Source organism: Chryseobacterium oranimense, from assembly GCF_900129755.1.
GTDB lineage: Bacteria > Bacteroidota > Bacteroidia > Flavobacteriales > Weeksellaceae > Chryseobacterium > Chryseobacterium oranimense.
Window position 1 is genome coordinate 152,502 of record NZ_FQWT01000004.1, and the last position, 26,904, is coordinate 179,405.

Annotated in this window: 24 protein-coding genes; 15 read left to right on the forward strand and 9 right to left on the reverse strand. The window is 38.3% G+C overall.

The annotated features are described in order from the left end of the window. Positions 1-135: 135 nt before the first annotated feature. From BUB03_RS13675 to BUB03_RS13710, 8 genes are all read left to right on the forward strand, one after another. Positions 136-1,128, forward strand: a complete 993-nt coding sequence (locus tag BUB03_RS13675) for an isoaspartyl peptidase/L-asparaginase family protein (RefSeq protein WP_073064065.1) — start codon at positions 136-138, stop codon at positions 1,126-1,128. Positions 1,129-1,228: 100 nt separating this feature from the next. Next, entirely contained in the window at positions 1,229-1,804 is a 576-nt protein-coding gene (locus BUB03_RS13680) for a hypothetical protein (RefSeq protein ID WP_073064067.1), read from the forward strand. A 20-nt stretch (positions 1,805-1,824) separates the two neighbouring features. Further along, on the forward strand, positions 1,825-2,487 hold the full coding sequence (locus BUB03_RS13685; protein ID WP_073064070.1) for a copper homeostasis protein CutC: 663 nt from the start codon (positions 1,825-1,827) through the stop codon (positions 2,485-2,487). A gap of 146 nt (positions 2,488-2,633) precedes the next feature. Then, a complete protein-coding gene (locus BUB03_RS13690) occupies positions 2,634-5,117 on the forward strand; it encodes a beta-mannosidase (protein WP_073064072.1) in 2,484 nt (827 codons plus the stop codon). A gap of 144 nt (positions 5,118-5,261) precedes the next feature. Beyond that, positions 5,262-6,170 carry an AEC family transporter gene (locus BUB03_RS13695; protein WP_073064074.1) on the forward strand — a complete coding sequence of 303 codons (909 nt, stop codon included), beginning with the start codon at positions 5,262-5,264 and terminating at the stop codon, positions 6,168-6,170. Between the two features lie 308 nt (positions 6,171-6,478). Beyond that, a complete protein-coding gene (gene priA / locus BUB03_RS13700; protein ID WP_073064076.1) occupies positions 6,479-8,926 on the forward strand; it encodes a replication restart helicase PriA in 2,448 nt (815 codons plus the stop codon). Between the two features lie 160 nt (positions 8,927-9,086). Then, entirely contained in the window at positions 9,087-10,556 is a 1,470-nt protein-coding gene (gene dacB, locus BUB03_RS13705; protein ID WP_040995930.1) for a D-alanyl-D-alanine carboxypeptidase/D-alanyl-D-alanine endopeptidase, read from the forward strand. An 87-nt stretch (positions 10,557-10,643) separates the two neighbouring features. Then, complete coding sequence (locus BUB03_RS13710; RefSeq protein WP_073064078.1) at positions 10,644-12,569, forward strand: M1 family metallopeptidase; 1,926 nt, start codon at positions 10,644-10,646, stop codon at positions 12,567-12,569. Positions 12,570-12,723: 154 nt separating this feature from the next. On the opposite strand, the gene BUB03_RS13715 is transcribed toward BUB03_RS13710, so the two are convergent. Next, entirely contained in the window at positions 12,724-13,602 is an 879-nt protein-coding gene (locus tag BUB03_RS13715; protein ID WP_073064079.1) for a cupin-like domain-containing protein, read from the reverse strand. Between the two features lie 161 nt (positions 13,603-13,763). Between BUB03_RS13715 and kbl the strand changes: the two genes are divergently transcribed. From kbl to gldG, 4 genes are all read left to right on the forward strand, one after another. After that, the gene (gene kbl, locus BUB03_RS13720; protein ID WP_073064081.1) at positions 13,764-14,960 is read left to right on the forward strand and encodes a glycine C-acetyltransferase; all 1,197 of its coding nucleotides are present in this window, start codon (positions 13,764-13,766) and stop codon (positions 14,958-14,960) included. Between the two features lie 189 nt (positions 14,961-15,149). After that, entirely contained in the window at positions 15,150-15,701 is a 552-nt protein-coding gene (locus BUB03_RS13730) for a CopD family protein (protein ID WP_073064083.1), read from the forward strand. Positions 15,702-15,757: 56 nt separating this feature from the next. After that, positions 15,758-16,486 carry an ABC transporter permease gene (locus BUB03_RS13735; protein WP_073064085.1) on the forward strand — a complete coding sequence of 243 codons (729 nt, stop codon included), beginning with the start codon at positions 15,758-15,760 and terminating at the stop codon, positions 16,484-16,486. Positions 16,487-16,490: 4 nt separating this feature from the next. Next, positions 16,491-18,161: a gliding motility-associated ABC transporter substrate-binding protein GldG gene (gldG, locus tag BUB03_RS13740; RefSeq protein ID WP_073064087.1), complete on the forward strand. Its 1,671-nt coding sequence runs from the start codon at positions 16,491-16,493 to the stop codon at positions 18,159-18,161. 101 nt (positions 18,162-18,262) lie between these two features. Here gldG and BUB03_RS13745 read toward each other — a convergent pair whose 3' ends face one another. The 8 genes from BUB03_RS13745 to BUB03_RS13780 all read right to left on the reverse strand — a co-directional run bounded on the left by BUB03_RS13745 (position 18,263) and on the right by BUB03_RS13780 (position 24,786). Next, positions 18,263-19,000 (reverse strand): SDR family oxidoreductase, encoded by a 738-nt coding sequence (locus tag BUB03_RS13745; RefSeq protein ID WP_073064088.1) that lies wholly within the window; start codon positions 18,998-19,000, stop codon positions 18,263-18,265. 120 nt (positions 19,001-19,120) lie between these two features. After that, positions 19,121-19,696, reverse strand: coding sequence for a Crp/Fnr family transcriptional regulator (locus BUB03_RS13750; protein ID WP_040995948.1), 576 nt, complete (start codon positions 19,694-19,696; stop codon positions 19,121-19,123). An 85-nt stretch (positions 19,697-19,781) separates the two neighbouring features. Continuing rightward, positions 19,782-20,696, reverse strand: a complete 915-nt coding sequence (locus BUB03_RS13755; RefSeq protein ID WP_073064091.1) for a helix-turn-helix domain-containing protein — start codon at positions 20,694-20,696, stop codon at positions 19,782-19,784. Positions 20,697-20,818: 122 nt separating this feature from the next. After that, positions 20,819-21,658 (reverse strand): SDR family NAD(P)-dependent oxidoreductase, encoded by an 840-nt coding sequence (locus tag BUB03_RS13760; RefSeq protein WP_073064094.1) that lies wholly within the window; start codon positions 21,656-21,658, stop codon positions 20,819-20,821. A 144-nt stretch (positions 21,659-21,802) separates the two neighbouring features. Continuing rightward, the gene (locus BUB03_RS13765; protein ID WP_073064096.1) at positions 21,803-22,621 is read right to left on the reverse strand and encodes a DUF2314 domain-containing protein; all 819 of its coding nucleotides are present in this window, start codon (positions 22,619-22,621) and stop codon (positions 21,803-21,805) included. A gap of 148 nt (positions 22,622-22,769) precedes the next feature. Next, positions 22,770-23,411, reverse strand: a complete 642-nt coding sequence (locus tag BUB03_RS13770) for a hypothetical protein (RefSeq protein ID WP_073064099.1) — start codon at positions 23,409-23,411, stop codon at positions 22,770-22,772. A gap of 101 nt (positions 23,412-23,512) precedes the next feature. Continuing rightward, on the reverse strand, positions 23,513-24,154 hold the full coding sequence (locus BUB03_RS13775) for a hypothetical protein (protein WP_073064101.1): 642 nt from the start codon (positions 24,152-24,154) through the stop codon (positions 23,513-23,515). A 203-nt stretch (positions 24,155-24,357) separates the two neighbouring features. Beyond that, a complete protein-coding gene (locus BUB03_RS13780; RefSeq protein WP_073064104.1) occupies positions 24,358-24,786 on the reverse strand; it encodes a DUF4268 domain-containing protein in 429 nt (142 codons plus the stop codon). A 186-nt stretch (positions 24,787-24,972) separates the two neighbouring features. Between BUB03_RS13780 and BUB03_RS13785 the strand changes: the two genes are divergently transcribed. From BUB03_RS13785 to BUB03_RS13795, 3 genes are all read left to right on the forward strand, one after another. Continuing rightward, positions 24,973-25,380 (forward strand): RrF2 family transcriptional regulator, encoded by a 408-nt coding sequence (locus tag BUB03_RS13785; protein WP_040996403.1) that lies wholly within the window; start codon positions 24,973-24,975, stop codon positions 25,378-25,380. 158 nt (positions 25,381-25,538) lie between these two features. Beyond that, positions 25,539-26,426, forward strand: coding sequence for a sulfite exporter TauE/SafE family protein (locus BUB03_RS13790; RefSeq protein WP_073064107.1), 888 nt, complete (start codon positions 25,539-25,541; stop codon positions 26,424-26,426). Between the two features lie 88 nt (positions 26,427-26,514). Then, the gene (locus BUB03_RS13795) at positions 26,515-26,805 is read left to right on the forward strand and encodes a putative quinol monooxygenase (protein ID WP_040995961.1); all 291 of its coding nucleotides are present in this window, start codon (positions 26,515-26,517) and stop codon (positions 26,803-26,805) included. Positions 26,806-26,904: the final 99 nt, after the last annotated feature.

The following is a 26,904-nucleotide window of genomic DNA, read 5'->3' on the forward strand; positions in this document are numbered from 1 at the left end:
GCACTTGTATTGATGCTATTGAAGAAGTAAATAACCCTAGTGTTAATAAAAACTGAAAGACCATAGTACTCTGTGGTCTTTTTCCTTTCCTGCTAGCGGGAAAATTCCTAATTTGGAAGCCAAATATATCTGAATATGCAAAGTAGACGAAACTTCATTAAAAAAACAGCTGCTGCTTCGCTGGCACTTGCTGTAAACCCACTGGATCTGATGGCCGGGGAACTGTCTGAGAACCCTGTAAATGCAGGAAAACCCATCGTTCTTTCCACCTGGAATTTTGGACTCAAGGCAAACGAAGAAGCCTGGACTATCCTGGGAAAAGGAGGAAAAGCCCTCGATGCAGTGGAAAAAGGAGTTCGTCTCGTGGAATTAGACCCGACTGAAAGAAGTGTAGGCTATGGAGGACGGCCGGATAGAGACGGAAGAGTTACCCTCGATGCTTGTATTATGGACGAAAACTATAATATTGGCTCCGTTGCCTGTCTGGAAAATATCAAGAATCCTATTTCTGTGGCCAGAGCAGTGATGGAAAAAACGCCGCATGTTATGCTGGTTGGTGATGGAGCATTACAGTTTGCATTATCCCAGGGTTTTAAAAAAGAAAACCTTCTCACTCCCGATTCGGAAAAAGAATGGAAAGAATGGTTGAAAACCAGTGAGTACAAGCCAGTCGCCAATATAGAAAACCATGATACCATCGGAATGATTGCTCTGGATGCACAAGGGAACCTTTCTGGTGCCTGTACTACCAGTGGCATGGCCTTTAAGATGCACGGAAGAGTAGGAGATTCCCCTATCATTGGAGCAGGATTATTTGTAGACAATGAAGTTGGGGCGGCTACGGCTACCGGCCACGGCGAAGAAGTGATCCGTACTGTAGGGACGCACCTGGTGGTTGAATTGATGAGGCAAGGTAGAACTCCTCAGCAGGCCTGCAAAGAAGCCGTAGAAAGAATTGTGAAAATTGCTCAAAGAAGAAATAAAAACCTGAAAGATATCCAGGTTGGATTCATTGCCTTAAATAAAAAAGGCGAATATGGTTCTTACTGCATCCAGGACGGATTTAATTTTGCTGTTTATGATCAGAAAGGCAACCGTCTGGAAAAACCGGAATTTGCTCTGAAATAATTATGTTTTCTTTAGATTCAATAGGAGCGGGCTTTAGCCCGCTTGCAAAAATAAAAAACACCAAACGGCTTTAGCCAAAACTTAGAATATCAAAAATAATATGAAAAGAATGATCATTACATCCTTGTTTCTGATCACAGCATGCAAAGAAGAAAAGAAAGAAATTCAGCCTCAGGCACCGCAGGAATCTGTTTCCCAAAAAACTGAAACCGGAATTTCAGAAAATAAACGTGATGAATCCGGAGAAGCAAAAAAATGGCTGGAAAAAAGCATTGAAAACTACTTTAAAGCAGATCTTGGAAATCTCGATGAAGAAATGCAGAAAATAACGACAAAGGAATATTACGATTATAAAACGGATGCAATGAACGTCGATATGGATGTTGACGGAAGCCTTACCTTAAAAGAGTTTCAGAACAAATGGAAAAATAAATTTGACGTCAGGAAAGCAGGAATCAACAGCGGCTTTTTAATAAGCGGTCAGGATTGGGAAGAAATTAAAGTTTCAAAGTGTGAACAAGTTTTAGAATCCATTCCCTTTTCAAAACCGGATCCTGTTATGTTCATATTTGATGTAATTCTTTCCGATAAAAAGTTAAAATCAGAATATCCTGTTGAAATAGAGGTTATAAAACAAAACGATTCTTTTCTGATTGCAAATGTGTCTCAGGAATAATCTGAAAATATAAAATAAAAATGTCAAAAATAGAAATAGCATGCTTTAATCCGGAATCAGCAATGATTGCATTTGAAAACGGAGCTGACAGAATTGAGTTGTGCGATGGATTAAGTGAAGGCGGAACAACCCCCAGTTTTGAAACAACAAGAGACCTCAGAGCAAAAATAAGCATCCCGCTTTTTGTAATGATCCGCCCAAGAGGAGGAGATTTTACCTATTCGGAAGCTGAATTTGAACAAATGCAAAAAGATCTGCTCCAGCTGAAATCTCTGAAAGTAGACGGTTTTGTTTTTGGGATCCTGGACGAAAATGATCAGGTGAATGTAGAACACAACAAGATTTTGGTTGAGATGGCTTATCCTCTTCCATGCACTTTTCATCGTGCTTTTGACAGAGCAAAAGGTCTTGAAGATTCTTTAGAAAAAGTCATTGGCTGTGGTTTTAAAACAATCCTTACTTCGGGCCAGAAACCCAATGTTTCAGAAGGTAAGGAAAACCTTAAAAAATTGGTTGAGCTTTCCAATGGCAGAATTGAAATTCTGGTGGGTGGCGGACTTCGTTCTACCAATATTGCAGAGATCAGAGAATTTACAAACGCAGGTTATTTTCATTCCTCAGCAATCACGGATGGCGGAGCTTTTGCCAATGCAGATGAGGTTATTGCTTTGAAAAATAGTTAATTTCAGATCTGATATCAATAATCTTTGTCATTCTGAACAGAGCGGAGTGAAGTGAAAGAATCTCAATTATAGTATAAAGATTCCTTCGTTCCTCGGAATGACAAATACAGTTTAAAATCCATATAATACATTTACTCGATCTCTTAATGAATAAATCTATCCTTTTTGCTTTCCTTTTTATTCAAAGTATGATGAATGCACAGCTTACGGAACGAAGCCTGTCTTCAGAGAAATGGCAGTTCAGAAATACACAGGAACAGAAATGGCTGCCTGCAAAAATTCCAGGCACTGTGCATCTTGATCTGATGGACAACAAAATCATTCCCGATCCCTTCAAAGATGAGAATGAAAAAAAAGTACAGTGGATAGAAAATGAAGACTGGGAATATCAGACCCGTTTTAATGTATCATCAAAAGAACTTCAAAATGACCATGTAGATCTTATTTTTAATGGTCTTGACACTTTTTCAGAAATATATCTGAACGGAAAACTGCTGAAAAAAACAGATAATATGTTCAGGAAATGGGAAATTCCTGTAAAAGAGCTTCTGAAAGAAGGAAATAACGACCTGAAGATAAAATTTACATCCGCTGTAAAAGAAGGAAAAGAACGGGCAAAGAAAGTTCCGTTTACAATGCCGGAATCGCCGAGGAGCTTTGTAAGAAAAGCCCAATATCAATTTGGCTGGGACTGGGGCCCGAGACTGGTGACCACCGGAATATGGAAAGATATACAATTGAAATGCTGGAATTTTGCTGAAATCCAAAATATTAAATATGATCAGAATTTTTCAGGGAATATTTTTAATTTAAAATTTGAAATAGAAATTAATGCAGAGAATGCCGGAGATTATGTGTTGAATATTAATAAGCAGATCCAAAAAGTTTCTCTGAAAAAAGGGATCAATAAAATAAGTGTCCCGTACAAAACAGACGGTATGAAACTGTGGCAGCCTAATGGTTGGGGAGATGCTAATCTTTATGATTTTAAAATTGCGCTTTCTAAAAATAATTTATCCTTACATCAGAAAAATATAAAAATTGGGCTCAGAACTGTAGAACTCGTACAGGAAAAAGATGCAGCAGGAAAATCCTTTTATTTTAAAGTGAATGGAAAGCCCTTGTACGCAAAAGGAACTAACTGGATTCCCGGAGACAGTTTTTCACCCAGAATGACTAAAGAAAAATACCGGAAGCTCATCAAAGATGCCAAAGATGCCAATATGAATATGATCCGCGTCTGGGGTGGCGGGATCTATGAAGATGATGAGTTTTATAAAGCCTGTGACGAAAATGGAATCTTAGTCTGGCAGGATTTCATGTTTGCCGGCAGCTTTTATCCGGCCGATGAAGATTTTTTAAACAATGTAAAAGAAGAAGTGAAAGACCAGGTCAGCAGACTTCAAAACCACCCATCCATTGCTTTATGGTGCGGAAATAATGAAATTGATGAAGCGATTGTCAACTGGGGTTATCAGAAACAGTTTAATTACTCAAAAGAAGATTCCCTCCAGATTTGGAAAGATTATAAAAAACTGTTCCACGAATTTATTCCAAATATTTTAAAAGAAAGTCTTACGCCCGATAAAAACATCTATTGGCCAAGCTCACCGTCTATTGGTTGGGGGCATAAGGAAAGCCTTACAGAAGGAGATTCCCACTATTGGGGAGTATGGTGGGGAGAGCAGCCATTTGAGATATATAATGAAAAAGTGGGCCGTTTCATGTCAGAATACGGTTTTCAGGGAATGCCAAGCATTGATGCTGTAAAATCCATGTTTTCCGGAACGCCTGATCTCAGCCTTCAGAATCCTGTGGTTAAGGCCCATGAAAAGAATACCAGAGGCTGGGAGATCATCAGTGAGTACATAAAAAGAGATTATAAAGTTCCAACAGATTTTATACAATACAATTACATTTCCCAGCTTCTTCAGGCCCGAGGAATGAAAATCGCTGTTGAAGCCCATCGCCGTTCTAAGCCGTATAATATGGGAACCTTATACTGGCAGCTTAATGACTGCTGGCCTGTAGTGTCCTGGTCTTCGATAGATTATTCAGGAAACTGGAAAGCATTGCACTATGAAATGAAAAGAAGTTTTGAAAGTCATATGATTTCGACAGAAGAAAAAGATGAGATACTTACTTTTTACGTAATCAATGATGATTGGAAAAAATTTGAAGATTTATCATTAGATTTTGATATCATGAAATTTAATGGAGAAAAACTTGGTTCAGCGGGTACTGCGGATTATGAAACTTTGGAGCCCAATGGTATATTAAAATTTCCTTTTTCACTTGAAGAAATTATTGGAAATTCAGACAAAAATGAAATTTTTCTCGCAATCACAGCTAAAGATAAAAATGAAAAAATATTTGCTAAAACTCATTATTTTTTTTCAAAACCAAAAGATTTAAAATTGACAAAACCAACTATTAAAATCAAGAAAATATCTTCAACAGAAATTGAAATTTCCACTGATGTCCTGGCAAAAGATATTTATCTGATGGGAGACACTCATTTCAGTGATAATTTCTTTGACCTGCTTCCCAATACCTCAAAAAAGATCAAACTTTCAAAACCTGTGGAAAACATCAAATTAATGAGTCTTTGGGATACATTCCAAAATTAAATGGAAAAAGATCTGCTCAATCTGCAAATCTGAGAAAGAAAAAATAACCTTATGCATACCATGAAAATTGAATGTATATTATTGTGTTTTTAAAGCTGTAACTAAAAAATCCACCGTAACTTTACATTCAATTTTTTAAATATTATGGTAAATTTTGTTCTGATTGCGGTGTGCATTATTGCAGGAATGGTATTCAAAGCGACAAAATCTATCCATCCCGATGCCCACAAAGGCATTAATACCTGGATTCTTTACCTTGCTCTGCCCGCGGTTTCTTTCAAATATCTGCCAAAAGTGAAATGGACCACAGAAATGCTGTTTCCGATTGCTGCCACCTTCCTGATTTCCGTTTTTTGCTTTTTCTTTATGATGTTTTACAGCAAAAGTAAAGGCTATTCCAGACGGTCCAGAAGCACATTGGAACTCACAAGTGGCTACAGCAATACATCTTTCATCGGTTTTCCCCTGATCAGTGCATTTTACGGCGAAAGCCTTTTAAGTATTGCCATTATTTGCGATCAGACCATGTTCTTTGCCCTTTCCACAATGGGAATTATAGCGGCAGTGAAGGGGGGAAGCAGATCAGGAAAAGTAAGTGCCAAATTTATTTTAAAGAGATTGATTACTTTCCCTCCATTGATAGGATGTGTTGCAGCATTGGTATTGTCGCAGTTTATTGATTTTACCGCTGCAGAAACGTTTTTTGATAAACTTGCAGCAACAGTAAGTCCGCTGGCCTTATTTTCAGTAGGACTTCAATTAAAGTTTAGCGGATGGAAAAAACTGATTCCTCAAATGTCAGCTTCTATGCTCTACAAGCTGATCCTTGCTCCGGCTATCGTTTTGGGACTGGCTTTACTTCTCAATGTAAAAGGAGATGTGGCCAAAATCACTGTATTTGAAGCTGCTATGCCAACTGTCGTCACCTCAAGTATTATTGCAGAACAATTCAGGCTGAATACCAAGCTTACCAATCTCATTATTGGGTTCAGTATCATTGTCGGGTTCCTTACTTCTGCGGTCTGGTATTATATCACAGAAATTCTTTTCTAAAATTGTCATACTGATCTTGTGTACAAAACAAAGCTGTTGAATGTTTAGAATATTTTCTCGCAGATTGAGCAGATGTGTATGGATATTGTGATTTATAATCATGAATTAAATAGGCTCAATACTACTCTTATATCTTAAATAACAGCACGATTATAACGCAAACATCTGCTAAATCTGCTCAATCTGCGAGAGTAAAAAATACAACCAGTTTAACAGAACAACAGCATAAGATTGCTTTACTGTCTGATCTCAAGAAAAAATTGCAGTTCTCTCAAGAAAAATCTAATTTTACACTTTAAAAATTTCCCTTGCAGTACGCCCAGATAGTTTTACCGCTTAACTTAAAAGGATCTTTCACCTACAAAGTCCCTGAAGAACTAACGCCTATGATTCAGCCGGGAATGCGGGTTCTCGTACCTTTTGGGGGGAAGAAAATTTATACTGGAATTGTTTTTGAGCTTCATGATAACGCACCGGAAAGTTTTGTGGCGAAAGAGGTCATCAGTATTTTGGATGATAAACCTATTCTTCCCAAGGAGCAGATCAACTTCTGGAACTGGCTTTCCGAATATTATCTGTGCGGTCTGGGAGAGATCTACCGTTTTGCATTTCCGTCTTCTTTAAAGCTTGAAAGTGAAACTTATTTAAAACTAAAACCCAATATAACGGTTGATTTTGAAAACCTCGATGTTAATGAAATGTACCTTATCCAGGCACTCGAAGTACGTCAGCTCATCAATCTCACCGATATTGAAGCCTTTATTCCTAAAAAAGAAATCATCAAAACGATCAATTCCCTGATTGATCTGCAGTATATTGAAATTGACGAGAAAATAGCTGAAAAATATAAAGCGAAAGAAGTAGCCTATGTGAAAATCAGTGATGAGGTTTTAGGTAACCAAAACCTGACGGATATCCTTTTAAAACTCAACAAAGCTCCGAAGCAGAAAGACCTTTTCCTGGCAATCCTGGAAAAGCAAACCGAGCATCCGGATGTGGCGATTAAGAAGTCGGAATTATTTGAAGATGGATATTTTGGAAGCTCACACTTTAAAGCACTTGCGGATAAAGGTCTTGTAGAAGAATATCACATGCAGAAAGACAGGATCGAAAGTTATGAAGGCGAAATTGAAGAGCTGGAAGAGCTTTCCGAACTGCAGAAAGAAGCTAAAACAGAGATTGACGAAGCCTTTGAAGAAGGAAAAAATTTACTGCTTCATGGCGTTACTTCCTCAGGGAAAACCCACATTTATCTGGAGAAAATTGAAGAATGTATTCAGGAAGGAAAAAATGTGCTGTTCCTGCTTCCCGAAATTTCCCTGACCAAGCAAATCACTCAGCGACTGGAAAAAAAATACGGCAGGCAGCTTGGTTTTTATCATCAGAAATTAACCGATTTTGAGAGGGTAGAAGTTTGGAGGAAAATCAGGCAGAACGATATTAAAATTCTTATAGGAACGCGGAATGCCCTATTTCTGCCTTTTCAGGATTTAGGACTCGTGATTGTAGATGAGGAACATGATTCTGCATACAGGCCTAGGGAAGCTTCTCCCTATTTCAACGCAAAGGATGCGGCAATGGTTTTAGGTAATTTGTATGGAGCCGGAGTTATTCTGGGTTCTGCAACCCCTTCTGTAGAAAGCTATTATAACGCCAGAAAAGATAAAATAAAATATGTTTTCCTGAATGAAAGATTCGGGAACGTCAATCTTCCGGAATATGAGCTCATCAATTTTAAAGAAGCCCAGGAATCCAAAAAAGTTTCCGGGAACTTTTCCTTACACCTGATAGATGAGATCAAAAAGACGCTGGACGAAAAAAATCAGGTCATAGTACTTCACAACCGCCGCGGTTATGCTAATGTTGTAGAATGCGAAACCTGCGGATATGTCAATTACTGTTCGAATTGTGATGTGGTAATGACTTATCATAAGGCAGCCAATGAAATGAAATGCCATTACTGCGGCCAGAGAGCCTCAAAGCCGAGAACCTGTCCGAAATGCCATTCCGAAAACCTGAACGAAAGAGGAGTAGGGGTAGAACAGATTCATGAGGAAGTATCGAAAATATTTCCTGATAGTGAAGTAGACAGGATGGATGTAGATTCCATGCGTAAGAAGTTTGCCTACGAAAAGCTGTATGAAAAAATAGAGGAAGGCGAAACAGATATTGTTGTAGGGACACAGATGATCTCAAAAGGCCTTGATTTTGACCATATTGAGCTTGTGGTTATTCCCAAAGCAGACTCCTTATTGTATGTACAGGATTTCAGGGCGGAAGAAAGGGCCTACCAGCTAATCACCCAGGTTTCCGGAAGAGCCGGAAGAGTTTCAGGGAAAGGAAAAATTTTAATCCAGACGTATAATCCGGAACATTCTGTTTTTCAGCTGATCAAGATGAATAATCCGGCAAAAATCTATAAATATATCCTTACCGAACGACAGAAATTCCACTATCCGCCGTTCACCAAGCTGATTATGATTGAGCTGAAGCACAGAAAAGAAGATAAAGTAAACCGGGCTTCCCAGTTTCTGGGATCTGTCTTAAGGAAATACCTTCCGGAAGAATGTGTTCTGGGACCGGAAAGAGCTCAGATTGCAAGGCTTAATAATTTATACCAGTTCCAGATTATGCTTAAACTTCCGCGCGGGAAAAAGTATGATGAATTTAAAAAAATGGTTTTATTAAGTTTGAATGAATTCGATGAAATCACTGCATATCAAAGTATTAAAAAAGATATATTTGTGGATTTTTAACAACTTTTAACAAACTTTAGGCTCTTTTATAAGACCTCCGTAACCCTTTTTAAGACAATAATTTCTACTTTTGGACGTTGATTAAGTGTTTGACTCTTTAACTTTATGATTTAACTTATCATTTTTTACAGTGTCAAACTATGGAAACAAAAAAAGATAGATGGTAAATTACAGAAAATATATTTCAGGTGTAGCGGTATTGGCTTCTGGGTTTTTCCTTGCTCAATCTACCGTTTCTACAGTTCTTTACTCACAGGCTTACGAAAATCAAAAAAATACTTTGAACCTCCCTTCTCCCGTTACCTCTGTAGCGGAAAGAACGGTTTTGTCTGCCAAAGAGCTCGTAGATATTAATGTAAACACAATGATGGCGGATCCTGTGCTGAAAAATGCAGACTGGGGATTCGTAGTGTACGACCCGAAAACGAAGAAAGTAATCTCTTCGTACAACGAAAATACTCCTTTAGTTCCGGCTTCTACCACAAAATTGCTCACCACGGAAACAGCAATGAACCTTTTAGGTGAAAACTACCGTTGGATGACTCAGCTGGAATATTCAGGAACTATTGACGAAAACGGAACTTTAAACGGAAATCTCTATCTGATAGGCAGCGGTGATCCTTCTTTAGGAACCAACAAAGCCGGTGCGTGGTCTTACAGAGACATTATTTCAGACTTTATGGGTGGACTTTCCCGCGAAGGTATCCGAAAGGTAAACGGTGATATTATCATCCAGACAGCGCTTTTCAAAGGCAATATTACAAGGCTTCCGGAAAATGTTGTATGGCTTGAAAACAATAATTATTACCTGCCTGTAGGAACGACACGCGAGATTAATCCGGCCAACGAAAAACTGATCATGAAAAAATCAGGACTGGTTGCTGAAAAAAAATACTTCTATATGTCACCTTACGCCAACCAGATGGTATACGCGGATAAATATGAAGGAGACGGTTTTTTAACGACAAAACTTCCTGATGCTCCGGCTTATCTTGCCAATACTTTAAGAACAACTTTGGTAAAAAGCGGAATTGGAGTAACTGGAAAAGTAACTCCGAGAATGACGGATCCGGCTCCGGAAAGCAGAAAATTGGTTTCAGCCTATAAATCCCCTACACTAGGTGATATTATATTCTATACCAACCAGCACAGTGACAATTCCCTGGCAGAAGCTTTACTGAAAACAGTAGGATTCCAGAAACTGGGTGATCAGACTTCGGAATCCGGAAGAATCGTAGTTACCAGCCATCTTAAAGATGAAAACTTCGACATGATGGGCTTAAATTATATAGACGGAAGCGGACTTTCCAGAAGTAATAATGTAACGCCTATTGCCCAGGCCAAGTTTCTAACCTCTTTAATGGATGAGAAATATTATAAAACCTATTTCACTTCACTGCCGGTAGGCGGACAGTCCGGAACGCTGAAAAGAATGTTCATCGGTACCGGAAACGGACAGGTTTTTGCCAAAACAGGAACTCTGAATAAAGTAAAAACACTGGCCGGCTACCTGAAGACCAATTCAGGAAAAACCCTGGTGTTTTCTTTAATGGTAAACAACTATTCAGGATCTGTAGATATGGTAAAGAAAAGAATGGAAAAAATTCTTGAGCCGGCTCTGGATCTTTAAAAGATATTATTTTAATATTATAAAAACCTTTTAATCAATGATTAGAAGGTTTTTTTTTATCTTTGGTTACAATCTAATATTCTGAGTATGAGAAAATTTTACCTTCTGATCCTGGGCCTTTTGCTATCCCAGCCAGCCTATGGACAGATCCAGGACCAAAATATTGAAATGAAAGGGCTCATTGCAAAAGAAATGAATTCTTTTACCCAAAAAATGACCGCCTACAACATTAATCCCAATACTTTAAACTACGATCTACAGTATCAAAGGATGAATGTTACTTTAGATCCGGCGGTATACAACATTGCAGGGTCCGTTACTTCTCATTTCAAACCTAATCTGAATATGAGCAGCATTTATTTCGATCTTACGGATAATATGGTTGTTTCCCAGGTACAGTATCACGGAAGCAATCTTACCTTCCAGCAGCTGCCGACAAAAGAAATAAAAATAGATTTCCCGGCTTCTATTCCTGCCAATACGCTGGATTCACTCACCATTCATTATTCAGGAGCACCAACTCCCGGAAATGCTTTTTCAACTACCCTGCAAAGCGGAACACCTATTTTATGTACCCTGAGCGAGCCTTATGGTGCACAGGACTGGTTCCCGACAAAGCAAAGCATGAATGACAAAATTGAAAGGTTTGATTTTAAGATCACAACACCTTCTCAATATAATGTGGCAGCCAACGGAAAATTAATGTCCGAAACCATACTTCCCGGCAACCAGAAACTTACTTTCTGGAGAACAGCTTACCCTACGGCAGCTTATCTGATTGCGCTTTCCATTACCAATTTCGTTAAAATTAACGATACGATGGGAAATCCGCCCTTTCCATTTGTTAATTATGTGTACCCATCCACCAATGCAGACCCTGTAAGCATGGCTAATATTGAATGGACCAAGCAGATAATGAGTACTTTCGAAACGTATTTCGGGCCTTATCCGTTCCGTAATGAAAAATACGGGCATATGCAGTTTAAGTTCGGGGGAGGAATGGAGCATCAGACCATGTCGTCTATGGGAAGCTGGAGCAAGGGACTTATTGCTCATGAGCTGGCCCATCAGTGGTTTGGAGATAAAGTAACCTGCGGGGCCTGGAATGATATCTGGCTGAATGAAGGTTTCGCCACTTTCGGAGCTGTTCTGGCCAACGAAAAGTTGTTGATGACCAATACCGAATTCAAGAATTTTCTATTAGGAGAAATCAATAATATTACCTCTGCTCCCAATGGTTCTACCTATGTTCCCGATGCAGATCTTTCCAATGTAAGCAGGATATTCAATAACAGGTTGACATACGCAAAAGGAGCTTATATTTTAAGAATGATCAAATGGATTCTGGGTGATGCTGTTTTTTATCAGGCACTTAAAGATTACCACGCAAGACCGAATCTGGCTTATAATTATGTGAAAACGGTAGATTTTAATACTTCTCTGCTTCAGTCTACAGGAAAAGACTTTACAGGCTTTTTTAACGACTGGTTATATGGCGAAGGCTATCCGAGTTACACTATAAAATGGAAGCAAACAGGAAACCAGATCCTGTTTAAAGCATCTCAGGTACAGAGCAGTCCCACGGTAAGCTTTTTTGATATCCCGTTACCGATCAAAGTGAACGGAACCGGCGGGCAGACTGCTTATTTTGCTCTGAATAACACTTCTAACAACCAGGGATTCCTGGAAACGGTTTCTTTCCCTGTAGCCAGTGTCGAATTCAATTATGAATACCAGATTCTGGAGAAAAATTCTACGGTAATTCAGGATAATACCTTAAGCGTATCATCTGTGGAGAAGGAAGAATTTGCTTTATATCCAAATCCGGCAAAAAATGAGCTGTTTATAAAAGGAATTAATAAGCCTGCCGCTTATTCAATCTATAGTTTAGACGGAAAATTAATAAGAAAATCCGTTTACCAGCCAGGAAAGGCAGTTGGAATTTCAGAACTGGTTCCGGGATCTTATATTTTCTCGGTTGATGATAAAAATATTAAGTTTTTAAAACAGTAAGAATAGCTCTTAGATATACAAAAACCTTCAGCAATGAAGGTTTTTTCATTTAAAAAAGAGGATAGAAAGTGTAAAGAGGACGCTCGGCGGATAATAGGGCATATATAAATTCCATTGTAAAATTATTTAATGGTTAAACTGTAAATGAGGGTTTTCAGATGAGAAAGATTCTTTGTTTTCGGGATGCTTTTGCAGCTCTTTTTCTGGCTATTCTTACTTTATAACGGAACCATTTCTCTTTGAAGAGCCTGCGCATTATATTGTCAAAATTTCTGGTTACGACCATGTTTTTAAACCCCCGCCATTTTTCCAGAAGGCTGGAAGGAAGCGCCCTTACAGATACAGAGTAGCCTTCCGTTTCGTACTGTATATAATGCCACCATCCTGATGGAATATAAAGTGTTTCACCAGGTTCTAATAATGCTTCGTAACCGTCTAAATAGAGCAGGGCAGGGAATTCCCTGTAATTCGGTTCTTTAATATTCGGTAAGCTGTGAAAATTATAGGGAAGCTTGTACATAAGGTCCGACTGTTCCCACGGAAAAAGCCAGATTCTTTTAACGCCGTGAAACTGGGTAATAAAAACATGGGACATATCGATATCAATATGGTTTCTGGTAATGGAACCTTCACCTCCGAAAAACATAAAAGGAAGCCATTTTAATATTTTTCCGTCGGTAACATCATTATAATGTAGATCATCTTTAAGCTCCGGCCTGATCGTAAGCAGGTTGAATAAGAAAAGCCTGTGCTCCGTAGGAGTTGTACTTATCAGATCGAGATATTCTGCAAAAGTGGTCTGGCCTATCGGGCTGCTTGCCACTTTATCCAGGGATTCAAGCTCGCTTCCGTAAATATTGACTTTCTGATCTCCGGCTATTTCCTTGAAATACTCATAATTCCATTTCTTGAATGCTGGACTTTCAGGGTCGATAAAATCCTCCATGATAACCGGAAAACGAGGCTTCATGTGATTATTTTTAAAGCTTTCAGAATCTATTTTCTTTACTTTTTTTATGGGAGTCAGTCTCATATTCCTGAATTTTAAAAAGCAAATATAGTTATTATCCTACTAAATTAGTAGACTAATAATGTTAAAAATGAAATTGAGCCCTGTTTTTAGAATTAAACGTATAAAAGCTGATACTTTAAAGGCTTTTTATTAAATTAGCACATCTAAAAAATTACTAAAAAATGATCTCTGAAAAATATCTTCAACATTTACAGAACGAACTGCAAAACATTGAAAATGATGGTCTTTACAAAAGAGAAAGAATCATCACTTCCCAGCAGAGTGCGGAAATTGAAGCCAATGGAAAAAAACTTTTAAACTTCTGTGCCAATAATTACCTGGGGCTGTCCAATAATCCGGAAGTAATGAAAGCATCCCAGGACATGATAGAATCTCACGGTTACGGAATGTCTTCTGTACGTTTTATCTGCGGAACACAGGATATTCACAAGCAACTGGAGAAAAAGATTGCAGATTTCTTAGGTCTTGAAGATACTATTCTGTATGCTGCCTGTTTTGATGCAAACGGAGGAGTTTTTGAACCGTTGTTCACAGAAGAGGATGCTATTATTTCAGATGAATTGAACCATGCTTCCATCATTGACGGGGTACGTTTATGTAAAGCGGCAAGATACCGTTATAAAAACAATAATATGGAAGATCTGGAAGCCCAGTTAATTGCTGCTTCCGAAAAAGATCACCGTTTTAAAATTATTGTTACAGACGGTGTTTTCTCCATGGATGGTATTGTAGCCGACCTTAAGGGAGTATGTGATCTTGCAGATAAATATAACGCCCTTGTAATGGTTGATGACTCTCACGCAACAGGTTTCATTGGAAAAACGGGCCGTGGAACCCACGAAGCGAATGAAGTGATGGGAAGAGTAGATATTATCACTTCTACCTTAGGAAAAGCTTTAGGAGGTGCTTTGGGAGGATTTACTTCCGGTAAAAAAGAGATTATCGACATGCTGAGACAGCGTTCCCGTCCTTATTTATTCTCGAACTCACTGGCGCCTGGAATCGTTGGAGCTGCTCTTAAAGTTCTGGATATGATCTCGGAGGATACTTCACTTCGTGATAAAGTAATGGAAAATGCATCCTATTTCAGAACCCAGATGGTGGCCAAAGGATTTGATATTCCTGACGGTGATGCCGCTATTGTTCCGGTAATGCTGTATGATGCGCCTCTTGCCCAGAAAATGGCTGAAAAGCTTATGGACGAGGGAATTTACGTGATCGGATTCTTTTATCCTGTGGTTCCAAAGGGAAAAGCGAGAATCAGAGTACAGCTTTCTGCCGCCCATACAAAAGAACATTTGGATAAAGCCATTGCAGGTTTTGAGAAAGTGGGGAAAGAACTGGGAGTTATTTCTTAATTAAAATTAACGATACAGATGCTTCGACTTTGCTCAGCATGACCGTTTTTATTATTGTGTTTAATTTTTGATAAAATTTAGAGCAGTTAGTATAAATAATGTCATGATGAACAGGGTCGAAGTGTTTTTTTATATTATTTCTACCAAATATTTTTGTTATTAACATTATATTTGCCATTATTTTAAAAAATGCTTTATACTATAATCAAAGCACTGCATATTATCTTCATGGTAAGTTATTTTGCGGGAATTTTTTATCTCGTAAGAATTTTTGTTTACTATAAGGATACGGACGAGTTTGCTGACGAAAAAAAGAAAATCCTCAGAGAGCAGTATACTTTCATGGCCAGAAGGCTGTGGAATATCATTACGGTTCCTGCGGGTATCATTATGGCAGTTTGTGGAATAATTATGATTTTCCTGAATACCGGGCTGATGAAAATGCCGTGGTTTCATTTAAAGCTTACCTTTCTGGTCGGTCTCGCCGTTTACCATTACTGGTGCTGGAAAAAAGTGCTGAAACTGAAAGAACTCAACGGGCAGGCCATCGAAACGCCTAATATCAAATTACGGCAGGCCAATGAAATTGCTACGTTTATTCTCTTCCTGGTAGTTTTCACTGTGATCCTGAAATCTGCGGTGATTGAATACTGGTGGCAATTAATCGCCGGATTTTTCGTTCTTGTATTTCTGATCATGATGACCGTTAAACTCATTAATAAGAATAAAAAAAACAAATAATAGTTTAAGCCGGATGTATACATCAATACATCTGCTTTTACATTGTACAAAAAACTATGATTGCAATTTTAAAAAAGGAACTCTGGAGTTACTTTGGAAACTGGAGCGCATGGGTAATCATTGCCGCATTCAGCCTCATAACGGCTCTTTTCCTGTTTTTTTTCGAGAATGATTCCAATATTTTCGATATCGGGATGGCCTCTTTACAGAGCTATTTCGTACTCGTACCATGGCTGCTGATGTTCATCATCCCTGCACTTTCTATGAAAACCTTTGCAGAAGAACAGCAGACGGGAACGCTGAACTGGTTGTTTTCCCAGCCTTTAAAAGTTTCCGATCTGGTAACAGGGAAATTTCTTTCAGTATGGATTGTTGGGGTTCTTTGCCTTATTCCATCACTGATTTATCTTTATACAGTTTATGTTCTTGGGGTTCCTGAAGGAAATATTGACCTTGGAATGACCTTTGGAAGTTACATCGGGCTGATTATTTTAATTGCTGCTTTTGCAGGAGTGGGTATATTGGCTTCTTCACTGTCACAGAACCAGATCATGGCGTATCTTTTAGGAGTTTTCATGTGTTTTATTATGTATTTCGGGATAGAGCAGCTTGCCAGCTACAAACTGTTGGGCGGCGCAGATTTTATTCTTCAGAATATAGGGTTTTATCAGCACTTCTTAGGATTTACCAGAGGTCTTATTGATCTTAAAGATGTTGCCTACTTTATTCTGATCATCGGTGCTACGTTATTACTGTCCAACCATTTTATCTCTAAAAAGAAGTAGCATTATGAAGAAGTTCAATATTAAATCTCCATTAGGAATTTTCTTGATTGCAGTGGTACCTTTGGTTATCCTGCTTATGTATTCAGGAATCAGATTAGACTTAACCAAAGAAAAAAGATATACACTCTCGGAAAATACGGTAAAAGTATTGGAATCCGTGAAAAAGCCGCTTACAGTAGATGTTTACCTTGAAGGAGATTTTCCGGCAAGCTTTAAACAGCTTCAGAGTGAGACGAAATTTATGCTGGAAGAGTTCAGAAAGATCAATCCGAAAATTGATTTTAAATTTATCGATCCCATCAAAACAAAAATGTCGCAGGACACTTTGATGGCAATGGGAATGCAGCCTTCCGTTCTTCCGGATGTAAAAGACGGCAAAATTTCGCAGATTACGCTTTTTCCTTATGCTGTCCTAAAATATGATAAAAGGGGAGTATCTATTCCGCTGGTAGTACAGCAGGCCGGGATAGATGCAGATCAGCAGCTGACAAGATCTATAGAAGGACTGGAGTACAGCCTTGTTTCCAATATCAAGAATATTGCAGCCAATAAGAGAAAGAAAGTCGGTATTCTGGTCAATCAGGATGAATTGGGGCCTGAAGAGTTTCACAGCTTTATGCAGCTGGCACTGGAAAATTATGATGCGGGTCCTGTCATTCCAAAAAACCAGACAGAACTTACCCTTGAAGATCTTCCTTTGCTGAGACAGATGAGCGCCCTGGTAATTGCAAAGCCAAGGAAAGCATTTACAGATAATGAAAAAGTGATCCTTGACCAGTTTATTATGAACGGAGGAAAAACACTTTGGATGATTGATGCCGTTAATGCTGAAATGGATACGCTGACAAGATCCAAAAAGCTGATGCCTTTCCCTGTAGATATCAATATGACAGATTTCTTCTTCAACTATGGAGTAAGGATCAATCCTGCCTTGGTAAAGGATGTAAAGAAATTTGCATTGTTGAAGCTGGTCACCGGAGAAGTGGGAGGGAATCCCCAGTATACAAGCCTTCCATGGCCTTATTTTCCACTTGGAATTGCTGAAAATGATAATCCGATCACGAAAAATATCAATCCGGTAAAATTTGAGTTCCCGACTTCCATCGATACGCTGGGCGGAAGAAAAAATATTAAAACAAAGGTTCTTTTCGAATCCAGTGAAAGAACGCTCCTGAAGCAGGTTCCTAATTATGTAGATTTGAAGGAAATTGCAAGTGTTGACAGTCTTGGACAAATGGAAAAGCCAAGCACACCAAAGATATTTGCCGTTGCATTGGAAGGAAAATTCAATTCTGCCTATGCTTCAAGAATTGAAAGAAAAGGTTATCCGGGTTTTAAAAGTCAGAGCCCTGAAAATAAAATGATCGTGATTGCAGACGGAGATGTCGGAAGAAACAAAATGCACAAAGGTGAGCCGCTTCCGATGGGAATTGACCGCCTGACGAACCAGGAGTTCGGTAACGAGCAGTTCCTGAGAAATGCTCTGGATTATCTTCTGGACGACAGCAACCTGATGGCTCTCAGAAACAGAAACATTGAAGAAAGACTTCTGGACAGAAACCGCATCACGGAAGAAAAAACAAACTGGCAATGGCTGAATTTATTGCTGCCTTTGGTAGTCATCGGCCTGTTGGGAGGATTATTCTTTTGGATGAGAAAGAAGAAGTTTGGATAAATAATCATAAAGCCACTGCAATTGATAGCAGTGGCTTATTTTTTAGTATAAAAAGCTCTTTTGAAATTAAAAAAGAGAGACCTAAAAGCCCTCTTTAAAATTTACCATGGGCTGATCCCGGTTTCATCCTCTATATCATTACTGTAGAATTGTCCTGTAGGCGCATCTTCACCGGTCAGCGTATGTTTCACGATAAAAGAAGCTGCACTTTCTACAGAGCCCGGACCGCTGTGGCCATTGAAATCTGTGGCAGTATATCCCGGATCAATAACATTGACTTTAAAAGGTGAGTCTTTCAGTTCGTAAGCTAAAACAGTAGTATAAGCATTTAAGGCTGATTTGGAAGGTCCATATGCCGCTCCTTTTACATGGTAATACTTCCAGCTTGGATCGTTATGTAATGTCAATGATCCGAGTCCCGAAGTAATATTGCTGATCCTCGGGCTCTCCGATTTTTTAAGCAGTTCTAAAAATGCCTGGGTTACACTGATCACTCCAAAAAAGTTGGTATCAAATACCGTCTGAATATCTGCGATAGGTGTTTCAGCTGCAGTCTGGGGATTTACTCCCAGAATACCTGCATTATTGATCAGAATGTCCAGTTTTCCCTGTTCTTTCTCTATCAGATCTTTGGCGGCTGAGATTGAACCCGGTTGGGTTACGTCAATCTCAATGGCTTTTATATTTTGAAAACCTTTTTCATTCAGCTCTTTTACAATGGCTTCACCTTTTTGGAGATCGCGGCTTCCTAAATAGACGAATAATCCTTTTTCTGAAAGTTGTTTTGCGGTTTCAAGGCCAATACTTCTGTTGGCTCCTGTTATTAATACTGATTTCATTTTTTTTGTTTTAATTGATGATGTAAAATTCCATCAAATAAATTGAATTCCGTTTGCCAAATGACAAAAAGCAAAAAAAATGAATTTAAAATTTATGGTAAAAGGACAGAAAGTGAAAATCTAATATTTGGCAATGTTTTTCCTGATCCTGCTGAGCGAAGACTGGGTAATCCCAAGATAGGACGCAATATAGGAAAGGGGAATCTTATTGACTACAGTAGGATAGATCTCCAGAAATTTAAGATAACGGGTGGTTGCATCTTCCGAAACCAGCGGACTTCTTCTTTCCACTTTCTGGATCAGCGCCCTTGAAATAATTTTATGGACGATGGCTTCCCATCCCACAATAGTCTGCAAAAGTTCCAGCCAGTCTTTTCTTTCAAAAACAATAAGCTTACAGTCGGTAACAGCCTGAACGTAAGTGCTGGAACAGATCTCATTATCAAAGCTTTCCAGATCTACAACAAGATTGTTTTCTTCAATAAAATATTTGGTGATTTCTTCGCCCTTATTATCGTAATAGCAAACCCTCAAAATTCCGCTGACGACGAATGCAACCTGACGTGCGATTTTTCCGGCTTCTGAAAAATATTCGTCATTCGGCAGGTCTGTTTCTTTTGCCTTGCTGGCTATAAAGTCAATCTGCTGTTGGTTCAGATTTCCAAATCTTAAAATAAAATCAAACAGTTCTTTCATGAATGCAAGGTAGCTAAAGTTATTTTTTCTGCGTTTGCCATTTGACAAAAAAGTATCTGAAAATAAAAAATGGTCTGTTATTTTTTTAATTAAATAATTTCCTGAATTCCAGAGGTGACAGATTGGTCTTTTGCTTAAACAGTTTGCTGAAAGACTGCGGATGCTCGAACCCCAATTCATAAGCAATTTCACTTACCGAAAGGTGAGTGGTGCTGAGTCGTTCTTTGGCTAGATCGATGAGTTTATTCTGGATATGCTGCTGGGTATTTTGCTGGGTATGAATCCTTAGCAAAGATCCTAAATAATTGGGTGAAATGTTCATTTCTGCGGCTATGGTCTTTACAGAGGGAATCCCGTGTTCTATAAGATTTCCGCTGTCAATATACTTGGAAAGTACCTCCTCAAATCTTTCCAGAAGCTCGTGGCTGGATTTTTTCCGGGTAAAAAACTGCCGTTCATAAAAACGTTCCGAATAAATAAGCAGGAGCTCAATCTGGGCAACAATAAGTTCCTGAGAGAATTTATCGATATTCGACTGGTATTCCCGCTCTATATTTTTCAGAATGTCTACAACAACTTTTTCCTCCCTGTCTGAAAGGAAAAGGGCTTCGTTAACATTATACCTGAAAAAGTCGTAAGATTTTATCTTTTTTGCGAGTGTGGTATTCCAGAGGAAATCAGGGTGAATGACCAACAGCCAGCCAGTGGGTTCCACCACCACATCAGGTTTTATTTCCAGTTTCAGAAACTGAAGCGGAGAAACAAAACATAAAACTCCGGAATCAAAGTCATATTCCTGCTGGCCGTAGTTAAACTTAGCGTTCACATTACGCTTCAGGCCGATGGAGTAAAAATTCTGGATCCATTTCAGCTCACTGTCATCCGTAGGGTAGTTCACCTGGCTGTAATCAATCAGGCTGATCATGGGATGTTCAGGACCGGGAAGATTACAGAAGGCATGAAATTCAGAAATTGTATTAAAGCGGAATGGAGATTTCATAATGCTAATTTAGTAAATTGTATAATGTCTAATGCTTCGACTACGCTCAGCATGACATTGTTATAACATCTATGTCCGGAACGCAGTCGAAGAATTGTAATTTTAATGGGCAAAAAGTGAATTTATATCACAGTAGACACTGTCAGAGCTTCCCATTGTTTTGCATCACCGGTAATGGTTTTGATTTTTGTATCCAGAAATTCGGAAGTACCGCTTCCCAAAAGAAAATGAACCGGTGGATTCTCTACTTCACTAAGGGCAATCAGGGCTTCTGCACCTTTTTCAGGATCATTAGGCTGATTTCCGTTGATCTCGTTAAGATGGGCCTGTTCGGAATTTCTGGCTGTTTCATACACCTGGATTGGATTTGCCGGTGTTTTCACAGAATTTTTACTTAGGAAATCCGTTCGGAAATAGCCGGGATAGACTACTGTTGCATGAACCCCGAATTCTTTAATTTCTTCAGCCAGAGATTCGGTAAGTCCTGCTACTGCAAACTTTGTGGCACAATAAATTCCCCAACCCGGAAAATTCCCGGAATAGCCTCCAATAGAAGAAATATTAAACAGGTGACCTGACTTTTGCTCCCGCAGATAAGGAACGGTATTCCTGATCACATTCAGGGTGCCGAATACATTAACGTCAAAATTGGCTCTTGCTTCTTCATCTGTCAGTTCTTCCAGGGTACCGATCTGTCCGTATCCGGCATTGTTCACCACCACATCGATCTGTCCGAAATGCTCAACTGTTTTTAAAATTGCTGTCCGTACATCTTCGTTATCTGTTAAATTCAGTTCGAGAGGCAGAAATGCTTCGGATTTTTCTCCTATTTCTGAGATTAAAGACTGTGTGTTTCTTGTGGCTGCGGCTACACGGTAGTTTTTTGCCAATAATTTTTTCACCAGGGCCAGTCCAAGACCTTTTGAGGCTCCTGTTACGAACCATACTTTTTTTGTTTCCATTTTTACTCGGTTTAAATAATGATACAAAGATCATAGAAGCAGAAAAAGTAAACGTAGCCCAATCGACGAATCATGTAATCAGATCGTGGATCGTCATAAAAAAAGAAGCCTGGAAGCTTCTTTAGTCTGATATTTAAGTGATTTTTAATCTTTTAATACCGGAATAATATGTTCCCAGTTCAGCTGTTCGGCATAATCCAGGGCTGTTTTCCCGTTATTTGATTTTATATTTTTATCTGCTCCGGCTTTTAAAATAACCTTAACAGAGGTTAGGTTTCCTGCTATTGTTTCTTTGTGAAGAAGTGTAAGACCGTTTTCATCACTGTAGCCGATCTCATCGGGATATTCCTGGAGAAATTTCACTAATTCTTCTTCCATATTTTTGCTCATAGGATGCTCTACAAGATTTTCAGGTTTTTCTTTCTGTTCGTTCACTACAAGTATTTCATTAAAATCTCCGAAGTCAAGCTGCCACGCATCATCATGCTCTTTTCTTTCATCTTCGGACATATCAGCCCTCATTTTGTGAATGGTAAACCCACCATAAGTTTTGGGTAAATTTTCCTCTTCTGTAATTAGAAGTTTAGCAAGATCTGTAGGGGTTTTTGCAGCCGGAGTAATGGCAAAAAGCCAATCGCTGATTTCATTCAGAGGGATTTCAAAATAATCTCCTGCCTGGATATTGGTAAGGTTGTTTGGTTCATTAATCAGAAAACCACTTACGGTATCTCCATCGAATTCAATTTCATTGATCCACATATGTTCCACTGTATCTTCTCCTGTTTCCGGATCCTCCTCCCGGAATACAGCTTTTACACAGGCAAGATCTAGAGCCGGGATAATTCTTCTGTTTTCCCAGGATTGCTCCCTCCAGAAATATTTAAAGGTTTTCCTTGCTTTTTCATACGCTGCGATCATTTTGGGGTCTTTCCCGTCAGTAAATATAAACGAATTCTCTTCCATTGTGACTGGTCTTTAAAATTTAATAATTATAATAGTATCGGGTTTCAGAAATGTCCTGCAACATTCTGAAACCCGGTATTCTTTATTTTGATTAAAAATATGAAAAATATAAACAATTGTTTGAATTTTTCAATAAAATTTCAATGGTTTAACATTCCTGGTTCACAGTCTCCGGAAGAAGAACTGCTGTTTTGTAATAACTTATATCGGTTGTCATCCGGTTTTGAAGTTCGTTAAAGGTTGAATATTCGTAATGCTGCCAGTCCAGGTCATTTTCCGGGTTTGGGGTCTTGTCTATAGCAAGTTCCAGTTTTCCGTCTTCCTGGTAGCTGAATTCTATGGCGGCATATTTTTCACCGTTTTCATCCAAAGTATACCAGCATTTCGTGGTTCTTTCCAGTATTGGCTTCAGGGTTTCGTTGTCCAGGATCTGAGAGCAGATAAAGTTTTCCGGGTCATCATAATGAAAAACGGTTTTGGAGATGAGAGGTTTTTCGTCCACAGCCAGTGAGTACATTTTGTTGGTGGCAATGATGAAATCCCCTGCAGCTTCTCTTTTTTCAATATCGAAAAGATCAGATTTTTCTTTCAGATAGTTTACAACCTGTTCCTCATCTTCATCATGGCTCATAAAATAACTGATGCTGTATATTTCATCTTCGGTAAGAAATTCTATTTCTTTCAGCACTTCGGAATCTTTTTCGTAATAATATAAATGATAGTCGTCCAGTTTCTCAGCCTTAGCCTTCGAAATCACTTCTCCAAAAATGTTTTTATATACCTTTTTCATGTTTAGTAGTTTAATCTGTTGTTATTAGTGTATCGGCCGTCAGTGTATTTTATGTATACAGCATATTTAAGACCATGTTTTTATATTTTATAGATCTTGGCCTATAATTGTGGCAAAAATTCATTATTTACATACCATGCCCGCATTTTTGGCAGAATTTTCATCCGCTGCATAAGCTGTTCTGCCTGTATGCCAATAATTCCTCTTTCCAGATCCTGGGAATCGGTATCTATGCCTTGGGGAAAATATTCAATATCTGTAAATCTTCCTGAATGAAAACGAGAGTCAAAATATTCTCCGTTCAGGTAGCTGTCGGTATTGTAATAACTTTTTAACAGCTGGTAATGGAATGTATCGGTTTCAGGAAGGGCAGGGTCAGTACATTCCCAGGCAATAGGAAAATTTCGGTCATCATATAGTTCGCGGATGATAAGATTTGAGAAAGTATTGCTGTCGAAATCATAATATTTCACTGTTTCTACCCAAAGATCACCATACGCATTCCTTGTTCTGAAGCTCAGTATTTCCAAGGCTGGTATGTCTCTGTATTTTTCCAGAAGTTCCGTTTCGTTGTCTTCAGGATCTAAGTAATAATGTAAGGCAAAGAGAGCATCAGAATGATATTGTTCTCTTATTTTTAGTTTTCCGTGAGCTAAAAAATGCTTGTACCATCTGGATTTTTTCTTATAGGTTTCCGGGTCATTTATGTATTTAAAATCCTCATCCCTGTATTCAATTTTCATGGTTTAGTTTTCTGACCCCAAATATATTTAAAATCAAAGAATTAAGGAATTATATCTGCATTTTTATAACAATGATTTTTTGCTAAGAAGCCAGGATATATGATTTCAGAAGCGTAAATAATATTTTGCCACCATTAATGAAACATGCGGAAAGTATCAATGTAAAAATAATTGGAAAGTGTTTTTATTTTCAGCAATTAGAATTAAACATCCTTGATGAAATCCTCATATTCATAATAAAACCTTTCAAAGCCATCCATTTTATCCCGGAAAAATTCGAAAACTTCCTGCCAAGTATTTTTGTTGAATATGGAAACTCCGTATTTTTCAACCCAGATTTTGCTGATCACTTTGCCGTTGTCCAGGGTAAAATATTCCTCTTTCTGAAAGTCTCCGATGAAGTCTTTCAAAATATCTTCCAGTGACCAGATCTTCTCATAATAAGCATTCCGGAAGAGTTCATCTTTCATTTCGATATCTAAGGATACCTCCGCCTTTTTATTATCAGCATTAAATTTAAATGACATATCCTTGATCTTCGTATCATAAAGGAGCCATTTTCTGGGAAAAGACTTTCCGAAAGCCGTCCAAAATTCCTTTTTTAATTGTTGTGCTTCTTGTTTACTGAACATATACAAACATAAGGATTTAATAGCGAAAAGGCAAAAGGGTGAAGATTAATAGTGATAATGAAGATGAGAAACAAAAAATAAGGAATGTATAGGAACCAATTAACAAATTTGATATTTAGCCTTTTGCATTTTCACCTCATTAATATGCATTTATATAATTCAAACTATTTTCTTATTTTTGCTGTAATGCTTTCAAAAAAATCTCAATATGCTTTTAAAGCGCTTTCATACCTGGTAGAGAAAAGGAATGATGGCCCGGTCCTTATTTCCGAAATTGCGGAACATAAAAAGATCCCTTTGAAGTTTTTAGAAAATATTCTGCTGGAATTGAAAAAAGCGGATATCCTCGACAGTAAAAAAGGGAAAGGGGGAGGATACTTTTTAAAAGGAAATCCTGAAACCGTGAAACTGGCAAAAATTATCCGTCTGGTAAATGGTCCTATTGCGATGCTTCCCTGCGTCAGTTTAAATTTCTATGAAAAATGTGAAGACTGCAATGAAGATCACTGCGGACTGCACGATGTACTTATAGAAGTCCGTGATGCTTCCCTGAACATTCTTGAGAGTAAAACTTTAATGGATCTGGTCGACTGACCCGGTCCTTTTTTTTGAATAACTAGTCTACTTATTTGGTAGGATAATATTTTTAATTGATATTTGCAGTAGCTCAAATGCTTCAGCCACACTGAAAGCAGCCTTTTCGGTTTTTATAGGCGTAAAAACTCAGGACGTGAGCTGTAATGATATTGCATATGATAATTTCAAGAAAAATCCAGATAAGACTCAATGTATTTCTGATTACAGCTGTAGTACTGCTGATTACTGTTTTAACCATGTACGAACTGGGGTATACAGATGAGCTTCTGGCCGTTTTAGCTAAAGATAACTATATTTTTTACTGGATGCTTCTGGTAGGCGTATTTGCAGAGATTGTAGCCGGATCAATGGGAATGGGCTATGGTGTGATCTGTACGACAACTCTCTTGTTCCTGAATATCCCGCCTCATGTTGTAAGTGCCAGTATACACTCTGCAGAAAGCTTTACCACGGCAGCCGGAAGCTTTAGCCATATCAGGCTTAAAAATGTAAGTAAAAGCTTGGTGAAAAAACTGGCTGTTCCCGCTGTTATAGGGGCCATTATAGGAGCTGTAAGCCTTACTTATCTGGGAGAATATTATGCCAAGATCACGAAAACGCTTATTGCTTTCTACACTCTCTATCTGGGAATTCAGATCCTGTCCAATGCTTTTAAAGATAAGCAGAATAAGGCGATGAAAAGAAAAACCAATCTTACAAGACTTGGGGTAATAGGAGGTTTTATAGATTCTTTTGCAGGTGGTGGTTGGGGCCCGCTGGTAACCGGAACGCTTATTAAAAATGCGTTCACTCCTAGGTTTGCCGTGGGAAGCTCTACTGTTGCCAAATTTATATTAACGATTACTGCTGCCGTTACGTTTTTCCTGACGCTTGGGGTTCAGCACTGGAATATTATCCTTGGCCTTTTGATCGGAGGAATTATTACTGCCCCGTTTTCTGCTATGCTTACGGCTAAACTTCCTGTTAAGAAAATGTTTTTGGTGATTGGGATTCTTGTTATTGTGATGAGTTCCATAACTATTTATAAATCAGTTTTCAAGTAAAATTTATTAGTGCTGAAGAAAAATAAATGCCTGAAAAAGAGTTTCGGCTTTGAAAATATTCTACTTTTACACCACTAAATAATAGAACATGAATTTGCATATCGTAGCGCTTTTTAAGTTTAACGAAAACTATTTAATGGACGCTGTAGAACTGTTTCAGAATCTTGTAAAAGAGACCAGGAAAGAAGAAGGCTGTCTTCAGTACGACCTTATTGAAGATAAAGATAATAAAGGAACTTTTTTCCTGATCGAGCTTTGGGAAAGTGTAGACCACCACAACAGGCATAACGGACAGGATCATCTTCTGAATTTCCGTAAAGATGCCTCTAAAATTATGGAAAGCTCTGCGGAAGTATATAAAGGATTTAAAATTTATTGATTCAATTGATTAATTAAATATTGAATAAAATAAAATATAAAAGGCGGTTTCAGATCTGAAACCGCCTTTTGATTAGAAAAAAATAGAAAGTATTAAAAT